At 71.0% G+C, this 16,469-nt stretch carries 13 protein-coding genes; 10 read left to right on the plus strand and 3 right to left on the minus strand.

Annotated elements, in window-relative coordinates; all coding sequences use genetic code 11:
• The first annotated feature begins 46 nt into the window (after positions 1-46).
• Entirely contained in the window at positions 47-490 is a 444-nt protein-coding gene (locus CT688_RS01375; protein WP_107755452.1) for an ankyrin repeat domain-containing protein, read from the plus strand.
• 88 nt (positions 491-578) lie between these two features.
• Positions 579-1,838 carry a serine--tRNA ligase gene (gene serS, locus CT688_RS01380; RefSeq protein ID WP_107757928.1) on the plus strand — a complete coding sequence of 420 codons (1,260 nt, stop codon included), beginning with the start codon at positions 579-581 and terminating at the stop codon, positions 1,836-1,838.
• A gap of 45 nt (positions 1,839-1,883) precedes the next feature.
• Here serS and CT688_RS01385 read toward each other — a convergent pair whose 3' ends face one another.
• Entirely contained in the window at positions 1,884-2,414 is a 531-nt protein-coding gene (locus CT688_RS01385) for a PaaI family thioesterase (protein WP_107755453.1), read from the minus strand.
• Positions 2,415-2,474: 60 nt separating this feature from the next.
• On the opposite strand from CT688_RS01385, the gene CT688_RS01390 reads away from it, so the two are divergent.
• Together CT688_RS01390 and CT688_RS01395 are read left to right on the plus strand one after the other, a co-directional pair.
• A complete protein-coding gene (locus CT688_RS01390) occupies positions 2,475-3,296 on the plus strand; it encodes a 1-acyl-sn-glycerol-3-phosphate acyltransferase (protein ID WP_107755454.1) in 822 nt (273 codons plus the stop codon).
• Entirely contained in the window at positions 3,293-4,123 is an 831-nt protein-coding gene (locus tag CT688_RS01395) for an HAD family hydrolase (protein ID WP_107755455.1), read from the plus strand. Before CT688_RS01390 ends, CT688_RS01395 begins: the two co-directional genes overlap by 4 nt.
• A 166-nt stretch (positions 4,124-4,289) precedes the next feature.
• On the opposite strand, the gene CT688_RS01400 is transcribed toward CT688_RS01395, so the two are convergent.
• On the minus strand, positions 4,290-6,362 hold the full coding sequence (locus CT688_RS01400) for an N-acetylmuramoyl-L-alanine amidase (protein WP_231750452.1): 2,073 nt from the start codon (positions 6,360-6,362) through the stop codon (positions 4,290-4,292).
• 404 nt (positions 6,363-6,766) lie between these two features.
• Here CT688_RS01400 and glf point away from each other — a divergent pair, with 404 nt between their 5' ends.
• Together glf and CT688_RS01410 are read left to right on the plus strand one after the other, a co-directional pair.
• A complete protein-coding gene (gene glf, locus CT688_RS01405) occupies positions 6,767-7,966 on the plus strand; it encodes a UDP-galactopyranose mutase (RefSeq protein ID WP_107755457.1) in 1,200 nt (399 codons plus the stop codon).
• Between the two features lie 226 nt (positions 7,967-8,192).
• Complete coding sequence (locus tag CT688_RS01410; protein ID WP_107755458.1) at positions 8,193-9,647, plus strand: DUF5129 domain-containing protein; 1,455 nt, start codon at positions 8,193-8,195, stop codon at positions 9,645-9,647.
• A gap of 187 nt (positions 9,648-9,834) precedes the next feature.
• Here CT688_RS01410 and CT688_RS01415 read toward each other — a convergent pair whose 3' ends face one another.
• Complete coding sequence (locus CT688_RS01415) at positions 9,835-10,569, minus strand: peptidylprolyl isomerase (RefSeq protein WP_107755459.1); 735 nt, start codon at positions 10,567-10,569, stop codon at positions 9,835-9,837.
• A 122-nt stretch (positions 10,570-10,691) separates the two neighbouring features.
• Between CT688_RS01415 and CT688_RS01420 the strand changes: the two genes are divergently transcribed.
• Genes CT688_RS01420 through zomB form a run of 4 tightly spaced genes read left to right on the plus strand, consistent with a single transcriptional unit; the run spans position 10,692 to position 16,422 of the window.
• Entirely contained in the window at positions 10,692-12,698 is a 2,007-nt protein-coding gene (locus CT688_RS01420) for a glycosyltransferase (RefSeq protein WP_107755460.1), read from the plus strand.
• On the plus strand, positions 12,682-13,371 hold the full coding sequence (locus CT688_RS01425) for a phosphatase PAP2 family protein (protein ID WP_370446321.1): 690 nt from the start codon (positions 12,682-12,684) through the stop codon (positions 13,369-13,371). The genes CT688_RS01420 and CT688_RS01425 overlap by 17 nt, the downstream gene beginning before the upstream one ends.
• On the plus strand, positions 13,368-14,402 hold the full coding sequence (locus CT688_RS01430; protein WP_107755461.1) for a decaprenyl-phosphate phosphoribosyltransferase: 1,035 nt from the start codon (positions 13,368-13,370) through the stop codon (positions 14,400-14,402). Before CT688_RS01425 ends, CT688_RS01430 begins: the two co-directional genes overlap by 4 nt.
• Before the next feature lie 16 nt (positions 14,403-14,418).
• Positions 14,419-16,422 carry a flagellar motor control protein ZomB gene (zomB, locus tag CT688_RS01435; protein ID WP_107755462.1) on the plus strand — a complete coding sequence of 668 codons (2,004 nt, stop codon included), beginning with the start codon at positions 14,419-14,421 and terminating at the stop codon, positions 16,420-16,422.
• The last annotated feature ends 47 nt before the right edge of the window (positions 16,423-16,469 follow it).

The following is a 16,469-nucleotide window of genomic DNA, read 5'->3' on the forward strand; positions in this document are numbered from 1 at the left end:
CACGTCCATGATGCCGCAACTTCGTCGCCCCGATAGGATTCAGGGCATGAGCGGACAGAACCGAGACGAGGCCGGCGGGCCGGACAGCGGAACCCGCGCGCCGCGCGAGGGGGTCGACCCCGAGGTCCTCGAGTTCGCACAGATGCTCTTCCAGCTCGCCCGGGACGGGGAGACCGAGCGGTTGGCCGTCTACGTCGACGCGGGGGTGAGCCCGGACCTCACGAACGAACGCGGTGACGCGCTACTCATGCTGGCCGCCTACAACGGGCACCCCGACACCGTCCGGGCCCTGCTCGCCCGCGGCGCGGAAGTCGACCGCGCGAACGACCGTGGTCAGACCCCGCTCGCGGGCGCGGTGTTCAAGGGGTACGGCGAGGTGGTGCGCGTGTTGTTCGAGGGCGGGGCGGATCCCCACGGCGGCACCCCCACGGCGGTCGACACCGCCCGGATGTTCGAGAAGGACGCCTTCCTCGAGCTGTTCGGGGTCTGACCCGACCCGTCGGCGCCGCCGGGTGGTGGCCCACGTGGGGTCGGACAGCCGATCCGGGTGGGCAGACCGGGCCGCTAGGCTGGTCGCCGTGATCGATCTCAAGCTCCTTCGCGAGAACCCCGACCTCGTCCGCGATTCCCAGCGCACCCGTGGCGAGGACCCCGCGCTGGTCGACCGACTCCTGGCGGCCGACGAGGCCCGGCGGGCGTCGATCTCCGCGGCGGACGGGGCGCGCGCCGAGCAGAAGGCGCACGGGAAGAAAGTCGGGCAGGCCTCCCCGGAGGACCGCCCGGCCTTGCTGGAGGCGGCGGGGGCGCTCAAGCAGGCGGTCAAGGACGCCGAGGAGGCGGAGAGGTCCGCTGCGGCCGAGGTCGACCGGATCCAGCGGATGCTCTCCAACGTGGTGGAGGAGGGCACGCCCGCCGGCGGCGAGGACGACTTCGTGGAGATCGAGCGGATCGGGCAGATCCCCGCCTTCGACTTCGAGCCGAAGGACCACCTCGAGCTCGGCGAGAGCCTTGGCCTGCTGGACATGGAACGCGGCGCCAAGGTGTCGGGTGCGCGCTTCTACTTCCTGACCGGGTACGGCGCTCTCCTGCAGTTGGGCATGCTGCAGCTGGCGGCGCAGAAGGCCACCGCCAACGGCTTCACGCTGATGATCCCTCCGGTCCTGGTGCGCCCGGAGATCATGCAGGGCACCGGATTCCTCGGCGCGCACGCCGACGAGGTCTACCGGCTCGAGGCCGACGACCTCTATCTGGTGGGTACCTCGGAGGTCGCACTCGCCGGCTACCACCAGGGCGAGATCCTGGACCTGGCGGACGGTCCCAAGCGCTACGTCGGCTGGTCCTCCTGCTTCCGGCGCGAGGCCGGCAGCCACGGCAAGGACACCCGCGGCATCATCCGCGTGCACCAGTTCGACAAGGTCGAGATGTTCTCCTGGTGCACCCCGGAGGAGGCGCATGAGGAGCACCTGCGGTTGCTGGCGTTCGAGAAGGAGATGCTGCAGGCCATGGGTCTGCCGTTCCGGGTGATCGACATCGCCGGCGGGGATCTCGGATCGTCTGCCGCCCGGAAGTACGACTGTGAGGCGTGGGTGCCGACCCAGGGTGCCTACCGGGAGCTCACGTCCACGTCCAACTGCACGACCTTCCAGGCCCGCCGGCTGGGAGTGCGCTACCGGGACGCCAGCGGCAAGCCGCAGACGGCCGCCACGCTCAACGGCACGCTGGCCACCACGCGGTGGCTCGTGGCGATCCTCGAGAACCACCAGCAGGCGGACGGCTCCGTCGTGGTGCCCGAGGCGCTGCGTCCCTTCGTCGGCCGGGACGTGCTCGAGCCCCGGTAGGCGTCGCTGGCGGGCGCCGCGGCCACACGCCGCCTCAGCGGTAAGTCAGGGGCGGAAGAGCATCATGACGCCGCTCGCACTGGCGCAGGTCCGACCGTCGGTGTTGAGGACCTTGGCCTGCACGACACACGTCGATCGACCCACGTGTTCGACCTCGGCGTGGATGGTCGCCGGGGTCTTCTCCAGCCGGAGCGCCCGGATGTACCGGACCGTCAGGTCGAGCGTGCTGTAGCCCACGCCCTCGTCGACGGCCGTCGCGGTGGCGTACCCGAGGGCGGAGTCGACCCATCCCGAGACGATCCCGCCGTGCACCGTTCCCCCGTTGTTCAGGGCCCATTCCCCGGGGGTCGCGGTCAGGGTGACCACGCGTTCGGCGACCGACGAGAGCGCCAGGCCGAGAGTGTGCGAGCCGGGGGAGAGGTGGTGCTCGCCGTCGACGATCCTCTGCAGCACCTCCAGGCCCGCGTGGGGGCTGCGGTCGGCCGCGCCGGGAAGCGGCGGCCAGGAGTAGTGGCGACTGTGCGCCGCCGTGTCGACCCGGTCGAAGGGCGCGTCGCGGGCCTCGTCGTCATCCACGGCGTCGAACCTACCGGCAGCCGGTCACGCCGTTGTGGACGGGCCGCTACGCTGGGGTCCGTGGAGCTGCTCTATACGGGGATCATCGGGTTCGCCCGGGCACTGTTCAAGGTCCAGGGTCTGGACATCACGATGCGCGGAGAGCGCAACTTCCCCGAGGTCGGCGGGGCCGTGGTGGTGATGAACCACACCGGATACCTCGACTTCGTCTACGGCGGCATCCCGGCGCGCGTGCACAAGCGGTTCATCCGCTACATGGCCAAGGTCGAGGTGTTCGACCACTCGGTGTCGGGCCCGATCATGCGGGAGCTCAAGCACATCCCGGTGGACCGCACGGCCGGAAAGGCCTCGTTCGACGAGGCGGTGGAACGGCTCCGGGCCGGCGAGCTCGTGGGGGTCTTCCCCGAGGCCACCATCAGCCGCAGCTTCGAGGTCAAGGGTTTCAAGTCGGGTGCGGTCCGGATGGCGCTCGCCGCCGACGTGCCCATCATCACCGTGACCCTGTGGGGGTCGCAGCGGGTGTGGACCAAGGGTCTGCCCAAGAAGCTCCTGCGTCCGAAGGTGCCGATCATGATGGAGGTCGGCGAACCGATGACGGCCTACGAGCCGGTGGAGGAGTGCACCCAGGAGCTGCGCGCGCGGGTGCAGTCCACCCTCGAACGACTGCAGGAGGAGTACGCGCAGCGCTACGGCCCGTACCCGCCCGGCGCGAACTGGGTTCCCGCCCGCCTCGGGGGGTCCGCCCCGACCCTCGAGGAGGCCACCGCCCTCGACGAGGCCGAGCACGCCGAGCGGATGCGCCGACGGGCCGAGAAGATCGTGGACCCGGCCGCCGACGAGTCCGACGCCCCGAAGGGACCGGCCGGCCCGGACGCTCCGTGACCCGTTCCAGACCCGTGCTCGTCGCCACCGACGTCGACGGGACCCTGCTCGGCACCGATGAGCGCGTCCCGGACGCCAACCGGGACGTCGTCGCGGACCTCGTCGCGGACGGCGCCGTGTTCGTGTTGGCCACCGGGCGCCCCCCGCGATGGCTGGACCAGGTCGTCGACCAGCTGCCCGTGGCGCCACTCGCGGTCTGCGCGAACGGCGCGGTGATCATGGACACCGACACCGGTGAGTTCTTGTCGACCCGGCTGCTCGAACCGGACACTCTCGCGGCGATCGACGAGGTCCTGCGCCGCAGGCTCCCGCAGAGCGGTATCGCGGCCGAACGGCTGGGCACGGATGCGGCGGACGCCGACTTCGTCGCCAGCCCCGACTACGAGCACGCGTGGATCCACCCCGCGCACCTCGAGGTGGGGCACACCGAGGTGCTCTCCGACCCCGTTCTCAAACTGTTGGCCCGGGTCCCGGGCATGCCCAGCGCCGACATGGTGGCCGCGCTCCGGGGTGAGGTCGATCATCTGGCCGACGTCACCTATTCCACGACCAACGGGTTGATCGAGTTCGCGGCTCGCGGGGTGACCAAGGCCAGCGGACTGCAGCAGATCGCGGCCGCCACCGCGGCGTCGACAGCGGCGCCGTCCGCGGTCCCGGTGACGGTCGCCTTCGGCGACATGCCGAACGACCTGGAGATGCTGCGGTGGGCGGACCACGGGGTGGCGATGGGGAACGCGATCCCGTCGGTGCACGCCGCCGCCGACGAGATCACCCTGACCAACGACCAGGCGGGGTTGGCGCACGTGTTGCGCCGCTGGTGGGTCTGAGCGGACAGCCCCCGCGCCGGGGTGGCCGGGTCGTGAATCGTCTGCGCGGACCGGTCCCCGCCACTTCCCCGGTGTGCCCGCCGCCCCGTTGACGCCGGGCGGCGGGCACACCTGGTGGGACCCGGTCCGCGAGTCTGGTCGGCCGACGCTCGGCGTCGGCCGGGGATCAGGGGTTCGGCTCGACCGTGAGTTCCTTGGTCGCCGGGTCGAAGACCAGCGTGCCGCCCTCGAAGCGCTGGGCGACGGTGCCGTCGTCGCGTCCGGCCTCACTCGACACCGGCAGGCCGAGCGGTCCGTGCTCGAAGCCCTGGGAGGCCCAGGCGTCGCCGATCACGCCCCACACCGGGTGGGTGCCCGTCTCGGGGGAGGAGTAGAGCGCCCCGTGCTCGTGCTTCACCAGCGAGACGTTGCCGAACCTCTGGATGCCGGAGAGGACCTGTCCGAGCGGGCCGGCGAACTGCGAGGCGAGCCGGGCGAAGTCGCCGCCGAGGAGAGTGCTGACGGAGCCCAGGTCCCCGCCGACCGCGGCCTGCACCGAGCCGGCGTCGAACGGGATGTCGGCCAGGGTCTTGCCGCCGGTGAGGAGGCGCGTCAGTTCGGCGGCGTCCAGGCGACCACCGGACAGCACGGTCCGGAGCGCCGAGGTCACCGCGTCCTGGACGCTACCCTGCGTGACGCCGGGAATCGTCGTCCCACCGGTACCGGGCCGGGGGGTGGTACCCGGGTTGGTGACCGGGGGAGTGGGGTTGGTGGGCGCGGGGGTTCCGCCTCCGCTCCGGGCGTAGGCGGCCGCGATGTCGCGGATCTGGCCCATCTTGGCGTAACCGGCGTTGCCGGGGCACGAGGTGTTGCCGACGTCGCGGTGGGCGAAGATGTTGGGCAGTCGGACCGCGGCACCCGCCGGATACCTGGTGTACGAGGTGCCCTCGGAGTAGTGGGTGTCGGAACCCTTGGGGTCGACCCCGGCGACCGACAGGCGCCAGCCGATGATCTCGCCCATCTTGCGCACGGTGGCGTCGGGCGGGACCACGGTGGAGTAGTCGCCCATCATGGAGATGCCCCAGGTGTTGCCGTTGAAGCCGCCCGCGTGAGCGCCCTGGACGTTGCGGTTGAGCCCGCCGTGGCGTCCCTCGAAGGCCTGCCCGTACTTGTCGACCAGGACGTTGTAGCCGACGTCGCACCAGCCGAGGTTGCGCGCGTGGTAGGTGTAGATGCCCCGCACCACCCCGGCCGAGCCCTCGCGGGAGTAGTCGTTGCTGCCCGCGGTGTGGTGGACCACGGCGGCGGCGAGGCTGTTGTCGTAGGTGGCGTTGCGGCAGCGGATGGACTCGTCGGCCCCCCAGCCGGCGCGGCTGATGATCGCCGGCTGCCTGGCCGCGATGTCGCCGCTCGCGCCGGTTCCGCCCTGGGCGGCGATGTCCCCGTACGAGTCGGGTTCGGGGGTCGGGGTGTCGTCGGGGGAGATCAGCACCGCGGTGACCGAGTCCGCCGTCAGGTCGCTGGATTCCGCGACCGGCTTGATGTCCGCGTAGCGCGTCGGGACCGGCGGTGAGGTGTCGGTGGCGGGCCGCGGCGGGGCGGGTTCGGCCGACCGGGTTGCCGCGATGTCGTCCTGGGTCGGGGCCGCCTCGATCTCTGAGCTCCGGGTCTCGGCGTCCACGGCGTCCTTGGTGTCGGCAGCGTCCTCGGTGTCGGCGGTCTCGGCGGCGTCCGACTCGGTGCTCTGCGGCGCGTCGGCCAGCGAGGTGTCCGCGATGTCGACGCCGGAGACCTTGATCTGGACCGTGGTGGTGTCGACCCCGAGGAAGACCGGCTCGGTGCCGCCGCTGCCGGTGGTGCTCTCACCCTCGTCGTCGACGGACTCCGCCTCGTACCAGGGGCCCCACGAGCCGTCCGGGTTCTTGGCACGCAGGGCCGCGACGGCCTGCGGGTTGTAGCCCTTCCACGTGACGCCGACCATCGAGAACGGGGTCTCGGAGGTGACCTCCTTGACCGGGGCGGAGCCCACCGCGATGTCGGTGTCCACACCCGCCGCGGCGGGTGCGTCGGACAGGGAGACCTCGGCCGTCCCGGTGGGGACGGCGGTGCCCGCGGTGGCGGCGATGTCGTCTCCGGACTCGACCAGGTGGTCCGCCCCGTACACGGCGAGGGGCGTGACGACGGACGCCGCGACCGCCACCGCGAGGGCGAGGGTCCTGCGTCGACCGCTGACGTTCAGGGGGCGGCGTCGTGTTCTCAAGGGCTTCTCCAGATCAGGTCTGTGTCTCGCGGATCCCGCTGCGGAACACTTCTTCCCGGCGGCCGCGAGCGCTGCGACCACTGGGACGAATGTGACGAACGTGGTCAATGGTAGCTAAGAAACGCGTGAAACCAAGTGCTACGGAAGTGAATTTTGGGGTCACAGCGGTGTAGTTTCGAACCGGTGTACGACGACGCGGCCGCCCGACGCGCGGACTGAGCAGCGGCACCGCGCACGGGTGGGGACCTCGTCGTCGTCGTCACCTGGTGTGGCACCGGGCCCCTCTCCCCGCCCGCCCGATACCCTTGGACCCGGACCCGCGCCGACCGGCGCGTGGACACGCCGGGCGCAGCGCCTGTTCAGGCTCAGCGACCCGGCGACGGACTACGGGAAGGCTCGAAGTGATGGCAGGCGATCGGCAGTGGGGGACCTATGACCTCATCGTGGTGGGGTCCGGTTTCTTCGGTCTGACGGTCGCCGAGCGGGCCGCGGCCGAGCTCGGCGCGCGCGTGCTGGTGCTCGACCGGCGTCACCACATCGGCGGCAACGCCTACTCCGAGGCCGAGCCGGAGACCGGCATCGAGATCCACAAGTACGGGGCGCACCTGTTCCACACCTCCAACGAGCGGGTGTGGGAGTACGTCAACCGTTTCACCGACTTCACCGGGTACCAGCACCGCGTGTTCGCGATGCACAAGGGCACGGCGTACCAGTTCCCCATGGGCCTGGGCCTGATCAACCAGTTCTTCGGTCGCTACTACTCGCCCGACGAGGCGCGGAAGCTCATCGCCGAGCAGGCCGCGGAGTTCTCGGCCGAGGACGCGACCAATTTCGAGGAGAAGGCCATCTCGCTGATCGGGCGGCCGCTCTACGAGGCGTTCATCAAGGACTACACCGCCAAGCAGTGGCAGACCGACCCCAAGAACCTGCCCGCCGGCAACATCACCCGCCTGCCCGTGCGCTACACGTTCGACAACCGCTACTTCAACGACACCTACGAGGGCCTGCCCGTCGACGGGTACACCGCGTGGCTGGAGAACATGGCCGCCGACGAGAAGATCGACGTGGTTCTGGACACCGACTGGTTCGACGTCCGCGAGGCCGTTCGCGCGGCGAGCCCGGACGCGCCCGTGGTCTACACCGGCCCGCTCGACCGGTACTTCGACTACGCCGACGGCGAGCTCGGGTGGCGCACCCTGGACTTCGAGACCGAGGTCCTGCCCACCGGCGACTTCCAGGGCACCCCGGTGATGAACTACAACGACGCGGAGTACGACTACACCCGCATCCACGAGTTCCGTCACTTCCACCCCGAGCGCACGAACTACCCCACGGACAAGACCGTCATCATGCGCGAGTACAGCCGCTTCGCCGAGCGCTCCGACGAGCCGTACTATCCGATCAACGAGTCCACCGACCGCGTGAAGCTCGCCGCCTACCGCGAGCGGGCCAAGGCCGAGACCGCGGCGAACAAGGTCCTGTTCGGCGGACGCCTGGGCACGTACCAGTACCTGGACATGCACATGGCCATCGCCTCGGCGCTGACGATGTTCGACAACACCCTCGCCCCGCACCTGCGGGACGGGACCGCGCTCTCCGACTGAGCCCCGGCCGTCCCGGCCGCTCGCCGCTCGTCCGCGCCCGCCGCTCGTCGACTGGTCACATCCGCTCACGTTGTCCCAGGAGCGGGCGGTCGGAGAGAGGGCATTTGTGACCACTCGGCGAGGACCGCGGCGAGGACCGCGGCGGGGGCGGCGGCGAGGGCCGCGGCGGGAGCGCGGGTCCGTTCGAGGGTCGCAAACGGTTCGAGGTCGCGCCTAGAGTGAACGCATGACCAGCTCGGTGTCCCGCCCTCTCCGACTCCTGCTCGTGGTGCTGTCCGGCGTCGCCGCCCTGCTGCTGATGCTGCTCCCGCTCGCGCCCGCCGGAGCCCAGGCACCCGCCCCTGCGCCTGCCCCGGCCCAGGCGCCCGCGGACGCCCCGGCCCGGGCTATCGACGTCGGCATCACGGATCAGGCCGGCGTGCTCTCGCCCGGGGACCAGGACCTGCTCCGCGTCGAGACCGAGCGCATCGCGTTCCCGCCGCAGGTGCAGCGCGTGGAGTACCTGGTCTTCGACGACGGCAACGACAACCTCAACGACACCGCCGAGCGCTTCGCCCAGGCCGAGCGGCCGGATCTGGTGTCGCAGGACCGGGAGAAGTGGGCGCCCGGAACGCTGATCGTGGCCAACGACATCGACTCTCGGAAGGTCGGCATCTACTGCGGTGACGACGTCTGCGCGGCGCTGGACATCTTCGAGGGCCGGCACCTCGACGGCTCGCTGGAGGCGATGAAGGACCCGATGCGCCGGGACAACCATGCGGTGGGCCTGCTCGCGGGCGCGCAGGCGGCGGCCGATCCCACGGTCCTGGCCCCGGAGTCCGAGGGCATGCCGTCCTGGCTGCCGTGGGCCCTCGGCGGCGCGGGGGTCGTGGGCGCCGGCGCGATCGGTGCGGGCGTCGCGGCGAGCCGCAAGAAGAAGGCGGCGACGGCGAGGGAGCGCTACGACCGGGTCTCCCGCGAGTACGGGCGGGTCGCGGGCGAACTGACCGGGCTGGACATCCGCGCCAACTCGCTCACCTCCCCGCTGGCCGACGACGAACTGCGGTCCCAGTGGGCGGATGTGCGGGACCGCTTCCTGGCGCTGGACACCGTCATGGGCCGGATCGGTGACCTGCGGCCGGAGTCGACCGACGCGGAGTTCCGCGAGAAGGCCGACGACATCGAGACCGCGCACACCACGGTCGATCAGATGGAGACGGCGGAGAAGAACATCGACCAGCTCTTCCGCATGGAGCAGGGTGACGCGGACGTGCGCCGCCGCCAGCTCGGTGAGCTCCACGAGGACATGCTCGCCGCCGCGTTGGGGACGAAGGACGAGCGTCTGGCCGCCGAGGCCAAGGCCCTCGACGCGCGCGCGGACGAGCTCTCGCGGGACACGCAGGCGCCCGACTTCATGGATCGCTACGCGCGACTGGTGGTGGACTACCGGCTCGTGGTCGAGGCCATCCAAGCCCGGGAGATGGCGGATGTCGAGGTGGCGGACGATGCAGGCGACCGCCACGCGCCGAGACTGTACGACCGGGACTGGCGCGCGGGCTACGGCTACAACGGCTTCGTGCCGTTCTACGTGGTCTCGAGCTGGCACGCCCACGACGTGCAGGCGGCCCAGGCGGCGAGTTCCACCAACACGAGCTACTCCAACGCCTCGTTCTCCGGCGGCGGCGGGTCGAGCGGTTACTGACCCGATGAGGGCGCTGCCCCCACCGGGGTGCGCGTCCGCTATGCCCGGTTTCCGTCGGGGTGCGCGTGCGGATAGGACCAAAGGGCCCGCGTAAGGCGGACGGGTGGCGGGTGGCGAGTGGCGAGCGGGCGGCGTACCCCGGAGGGCGGTCACGCGCGCTCTGGACCCCGCCCGGCCCCGGCCCGCCTCAGCTCTCGACGATCTCGACCGACTCGATCGTGTGCACCGTGCGGGGGGCGCCCTGCGGGCTGCCGTCGTCCTCGATCGCCGTGACGGTGTCCATTCCGTCGGTGACGGTGCCGAAGAGGCTGTAGTCAGGCGGCAGGGAGACCCCGGAGTCTCCCGTGACGATGAAGAACTGGGATCCGTTGGTGTCCGGGCCGGCGTTGGCCATGGCCATCGACCCGATCTCGTACTCGCCCGCCGCGGGCAGCTCGTCGGCGAACTGGTAGCCCGGGCCGCCGCTGCCGGTGCCCTGCGGGTCGCCGCCCTGGATCATGAATCCGGGGATCACCCGGTGGAAGGTGATGCCCTCGTAGTACTTGTGGCGGGCCAGGAAGACGAAGTTGTTCACGGTCTCCGGGGCCTTGTCCTCGAGCAGGTCCACCGTCACCACGCCGGCGTCGGTCGTGATGACCGCCGAGTAGTCGACACCCGGGGTCAGACACATCGGCGGGGCGGAATCGAACGAGGTGACGCGCTCGTCGGTGCCCTCGGCGGGAGGGCACTCGGTCGCGTCGGAGGTGCCCCGCCCGGAGGCGTCGGACTGTCCCGTTGCGGTCGCCGTACCGGTTGCCGTCGCATCCTCGGCCGGGGAGTCGTCGGCGCCGCAGCCGGCGAGTGCCAGTGGCACCGACAGGGCGAGGACCGCCAGGGCGGTGCGGACGGTCGGACGGGGCCGGGCTGTGGAGGTGAGGTGCATGACTCGAGACTAGAGGGCGCGCCACCCCGGGTGGGTCGCAGGATCCGCGTGGTGGGAGGGATCGCCACGCCCCGCCGGGTACGATCGACCCGGCTTTCGACTAGGGACGGGGACACATCCATATGCACCACCACGGCCACCACGAACTGGTCGACGAGGTCGAGCGGTCGGTCGCCGGGCTCGCGGACCCGCTCGGCCGGGAATGCCTGCAGCGGGTCATCCTGCCCAGGGCGGGTGAGCCGCTGGACGTGAGATCGCTCTACCTCGCCGAGGCCCCCACCAACGCCCGCCGTGCGCACTCCGCCGGTCGGACCACCCTCAGCGTCGGCGCGGACTCCGAGGTCTCCTTCGCCACCTACTTCAACGCGTTCGCGGCGGCGTACTGGCGTCGCTGGACGATCCTCGGTGAGGTGGTCCTGCGGCTGACGATCCGCGGGGCCGGTCGCGTGGACCTCTACCGGTCCAAGATCGACGGGTCGCGCATCGCGATCACCGGGGACGTCGTGGGCGAGCCGGGTGAGGCGGGCGCGGACCGGGTCACCACCGTCGAGTTCGTGTGCGACCTGGGCCCGTTCGAGGACGGCGGGTGGATCTGGTTCGACCTCACCTCCGACACGGACGTCGAGCTGCTGGCGGGCGGGTGGTACTCGACCGCGGACGCGCCGGCGACCCGCGCGGACGCGGGCCCGGACGGCACCCCGGACCCGTCGGTGCAGGTTCCTAACGACCGCCGGGTGACCGTCGGCATCCCCACGTTCAACCGTCCCGGGGACGCGGTCGCCGCGCTGCGGGCGCTCACCTCCGACCCCGAGGTCGACGCGGTCCTCGACGCGGTGCTCATGCCCGATCAGGGCGGGAAGAAGGTGCGCGACGAACCCGGGTTCGCCGAGGCCGCCGAGGACCTGGGCGACCGCCTGCGGATCTTCGACCAGCCCAACCTGGGCGGCTCGGGCGGGTACAGCCGCATCATGTACGAGGCCCGGCGGCTCACCGACTCGCCGTACATCCTGTACATGGACGACGACATCGAGATCGAGCCCGACTCGATCCTGCGGGCCCTGGCGTTCGCCCGGTTCTCGCGCGTGCCCATGCTGGTCGGCGGACAGATGCTCAACCTCCAGGAGCGCAGTCACCTCCACACCATGGGCGAGGTGGTGGGGGCGCACGACTTCATGTGGACCGCCGCTCCCCACGCGGACTACGACTACGACTTCTCGCGGTATCCCCTCACCGACCGGGACAATCCCAAGGAGCTGCACCGCCGCATCGACGTGGACTACAACGGCTGGTGGATGTGCCTCATCCCCCGGGTGGTCGCGGAGAAGATCGGTCAGCCCCTGCCGCTGTTCATCAAGTGGGACGACGCGGAGTACGGCCTGCGGGCGCGCCGCGCCGGCCACCCCACGGTGTCGATGCCGGGCGTGGCGATCTGGCACATGGCGTGGTCCGACAAGGACGACGCGATCGACTGGCAGGCCTACTTCCATCTGCGTAACCGGTTGGTGGTGGCGTCGCTGTACCACGACGGCGATCACAAGGGCATCATGCAGTCGAGCCTCAAGGCGCTGGTCAAGCACCTGGTGTGCCTCGAGTACTCGACGGTGGCCATCCAGATCGAGGCCATCCGCGACTTCCTCCGCGGACCGGAGGCGCTGTACGAGTTGTTGCCGACGGCGCTGCCCAAGGTGAGGGCGATGCGCGCGCGCTTCCCCGACGCCGTCGTCATCCCCTCGGCCGTGGACCTGCCCGCCCCGTCCGGCGGCCCGGCCGGGATCCACTCCGAGCCCCGGGGCCCGGTCCGCAAGGCGGTCGCCCTGGCGAAGGGGCTCGCGCACACCCTCAGCCGGGACGACAAGAGGCATCACGAGGTGCCGCAGGCCAACTTCCCGCCGGTGGAGGCGCGTTGGTACTCGCTCAGCCGTGTCGACGGCGCCACCGTCACCACCGCCGACGGGCGCGGGGTGGTCTACCGCAAGCGCGACCGCGAGCAGGCCGGATCCCTGTTCGCCGAGTCGGTGGCCGTGCACCGGGAACTGTTCCGCCGGTTCCCGGAGATGCGGCGCCGTTACCGTGAGGCGCACACCCAACTCGTCACCAAGGAGGCCTGGAGTCGTGTCTTCGACGCCTGAGACCGCACCCGGGCCGGGCCCCGACCACGCCGGCCCCGTCCGCTCCGGCCCCGGGGACTCCGGCGCTGGCCCCACCGTGGAGATCCCCGTGCCGACCGGCGAGATCCGGGTGCTGGCCGGGATCCAGCGTCGGCTCCTGGCGGTGCCGGGGTCGCGCGAGGCCGCCGTGACGCTCTCGCACGTGGGCGAGCACGCTCTGGGCTGGATGGCGATCGCCGCGGTCGGCATGGCGGTCGATCCGGCCCGGCGGGGCCGGTGGGCGATGGTCGGTGTGGGCAGCTTCGGTGCGCATGCCACGTCCGTCGTCGTCAAGCGTGTCGTCCGGAGGCGACGACCGGACCACCCCACGGTCGCGGTGGGGGTGGGTACCCCCTCCTCGCTGAGCTTCCCGTCCTCCCACGCCACCTCGACCACCGCGTTCGCCCTGCTGGCCGGGGGGGTGAGCGGCGCGCCGGTGGCACCCGCACTCGTTCCCGTGATGCTGGCGTCCAGGCTCGTCCTGGGCGTCCACTACCCTTCGGATGTGGTCGCCGGCGCCGCGGTCGGAGCGGGCTGCGCCGCGCTCACACGCGCGGTCTGGCCCACGGGCCGCGTCCAGAAGCTGTTGCCGGCCGCGCTTCGTGACGGCGTGCCCGGACCGAGCCCCATCCCGACCCCCGAGGAGAATCGATGACCGATCAGACCGGAGTCCCGGCCACCCGGGGCGGGGGCGATCACCATCTCCTCGGGGCGGAGCCGCACACCGCCAACGAGATCGATCTCGCCGAGGCCGAGGAGGAGGCCAAGGGCTCGCCGCCCAAGAACCTGCTGGACGGTATGGTCAAGGCGCTCAGGCCGCGGCAGTGGGTCAAGAACGTCCTCGTGGTCGCGGCGCCCGCGGCGGCCGGCACGCAGACGCTCACGGACACCTCCGTCCTGTTCTCGGTCTTCGTCGCCTTCGTGGCGTTCTGCATGGCGGCCTCCAGCGTCTACCTGATCAACGACGCGATGGACGTCGAGGCGGACCGCGCCCACCCCACCAAGCGTTTCCGTCCCATCGCCGCCGGTGTGCTCCCGGTCGGGCTGGCATACGGGATGGCGGTGGCGCTCATCGTGGCGTCGCTCGTCATCTCGGTGCTGTTCGCGCACCCGGCGCTGGCGATCGTCGTGGCCGTGTACATCGTCCTGCAGCTCATGTACTGCTTCGGGCTCAAGCACCAGCCGGTGCTCGACATCGCGTTCGTCTCCTCCGGCTTCCTGCTCCGCGCGGTGGCGGGCGGTGCGGCCGCCGAGGTCGAGATCTCCCAGTGGTTCCTGCTGGTCATGGCGTTCGGCTCCCTGTTCATGGCGGCCGGGAAGCGGTATGCCGAACTGAACCTGCACCTCAAGACCGGCGCCAAGATCCGTAAGGCGCTGGAGAGCTACACGCCGACCTACCTGCGGTTCGTCTGGACACTGTCGGCGACGGTGCTCGTGCTCTGTTACGCCCTCTGGGCCTACGACCGGGGTTCCGACCCCACGCAGCCGTCCGGCTCGGCCGTGTGGTTGCAGATCTCGATCGTGCCGTTCACCATCGCGGTGCTGCGCTACGCCGTGGACGTCGACGCCGCCCAGGCCGGCGAGCCCGAGGACATCGCCCTCGGCGACCGCGTCCTGCAGATACTCGCCGCGATCTGGGTCCTCACCGTGGTGATCGGCGTCTACCTCGTACCGTCCCTCGCCTGACAGGGATGGGTGGGCGATGTCGCAGGTGACACCGGGAGAGTCGGCAGGGCGGCCGTCGGCCGGGCGTGTCCCGGCCGAGCCGGCGGTCTTCTGGGGCGGCCTCGCGGTGGTGGTGGCGGTGTTCTTCGCCGGCGCCTGGCAGCGCCGGTGGATCGCCGACGACGGCCTGATCGTCCTGCGCACGGTCCGCAACCTCATCGCCGGCAACGGCCCCGTCTTCAACGCGGGGGAGCGGGTCGAGTCCAACACCTCCACCCTGTGGACCTATCTCGTCTATCTCACCCACGAGGTGGTCGGCTACCGGCTCGAACTGGTCGCTCTGGGTCTGGCGCTGACGCTGAGCATGCTGGCGGTGGCGTGCGCGATGCTCGGCACCCGGGTGATGTACCGGGGGACCAGGCGCGCCCCCGCCGGTGGTCCGATGCTGCTGTTGCCGCTGGGCGTCGTGGTCTACATCATGCTGCCGCCCGCCCGCGACTTCGCCAGCTCGGGCCTGGAGACGGGGCTGGTGATCTGCTGGATCGGCGTCATGTGGCTCGGGCTGCAGCGGTGGGCCCGCGCGCCGCACCGCGAGTACCGGTTCGGCCTCCCCGCGGCGGGCACGGCCGTGATCGCGTTCGTCGCCGGGCTCGGTCCACTGGTGCGCCCGGAGCTGGCGCTCGCCGCGGTGGTGTTCCTGGTGCTGCTGGCCGCGTCGCAGCAGTCGTGGAGACATCTGGGCTGGTTGGTCGTCCTCGCCGGAACGGTCCCGATCGTCTACCAGGTCTGGCGCATGTCGTACTACGCGCTGCCCTACCCCCTGACGGCCGTCGCCAAGGACGCGGGCGGGTCCAAATGGGACAAGGGCGCACAGTACCTGTGGGACCTGCTGTCGCCGTACGTGCTGCTGCTGCCGTTGGCGATGGTGCTGGCCGCCGGGCTGGTCTCGCTGTGGGCCGTGCACCGGTCGGGCCCCGCTCATGGTTCGGCGGCCCCCGCGCGGGGTGACGGGACGGGGGCCGGCGACGAGGTGACCGGTCTGGACCGCCTGCGGGCCCGGGTCCGCTCGACCCCGGTCGTCACGATCGCGTTCCTCGTGGTGGCCGTGATCATGCTGGCCTACGTCACCCGGGTCGGCGGGGACTTCATGCACGGCCGGGTACTGCTGCCCTCACTGTTCCTGTTCCTCCTGCCCGTCGCGGTGGTGCCTCTGCCCGTGGGGCCCGCCCGCGGTGAGGACGACGCCCGGGTGCGGCGGGTGGCGGTCCCGGTGGTCGCCGGTGCCTGGCTCGTCGTCGTCGGGTGGGCGGTGACCGTCGAGGTGGTCCAGGACCCGTTCCGGGACGAGCCGGAGACCATCACCGCCGCGGGGATCGTCGACGAGCGGCAGTACTACATCCAGCGCACCGGCCACCGACATCCGCTGCTGGCCGACGACTACCTCGACTTCCCGCGGATGCGGGCCCTGGTGCGGGACGTCTCGACCAACCGGACGGGGGCGGTCTTCCTCCCGGTTCCGGGCTTCCAGGACCGGTGGGACGTGGTGGCCTACGACCGCCCGATGCCCGGCCTGGAGCCCTTCGAACTGCCGGACGACCCACTCAAGACGGTGGTGTTCCTCAACCTGGGCATGACGAGCATGAACCTCCCGCTCGACGTGGACGTCTACGACACGGTGGGGTTGGCCTCCCCCCTGGCCGCGCACACGGACCGAATGGAGGACGGCCGGATCGGGCACGACAAGTTCCTGCCGTACGACTGGGTGCTCGCGCGCACCGGGGTGATCGAGGATCCCGTCAACTTCCCGCGGTGGATCGACGTGAACTGGGTCAACCAGGCGGAGGTGGCACTCACGTGTCCTGCCACCCAGGCCCTGATCGACTCCTATACCGGGCCCTTGACGCTGGAGAAGCGCTGGTCCAACCTGGTTAATGCATTCTCATTCGCCGAGTACCGCATCAACAGAATCCCTGCGTACGAGGTGCAGAGGTGCGGGTTGCCGATGCCTGAGAAAGTGGAGAAGTACCAGGGCACTCGGTAGTGTGGCCCCAGCTGTTGTCTCGAATCGATAACAGTAGGGGATCGATC

The organism is Dietzia sp. JS16-p6b (assembly GCF_003052165.1).
GTDB lineage: Bacteria > Actinomycetota > Actinomycetes > Mycobacteriales > Mycobacteriaceae > Dietzia.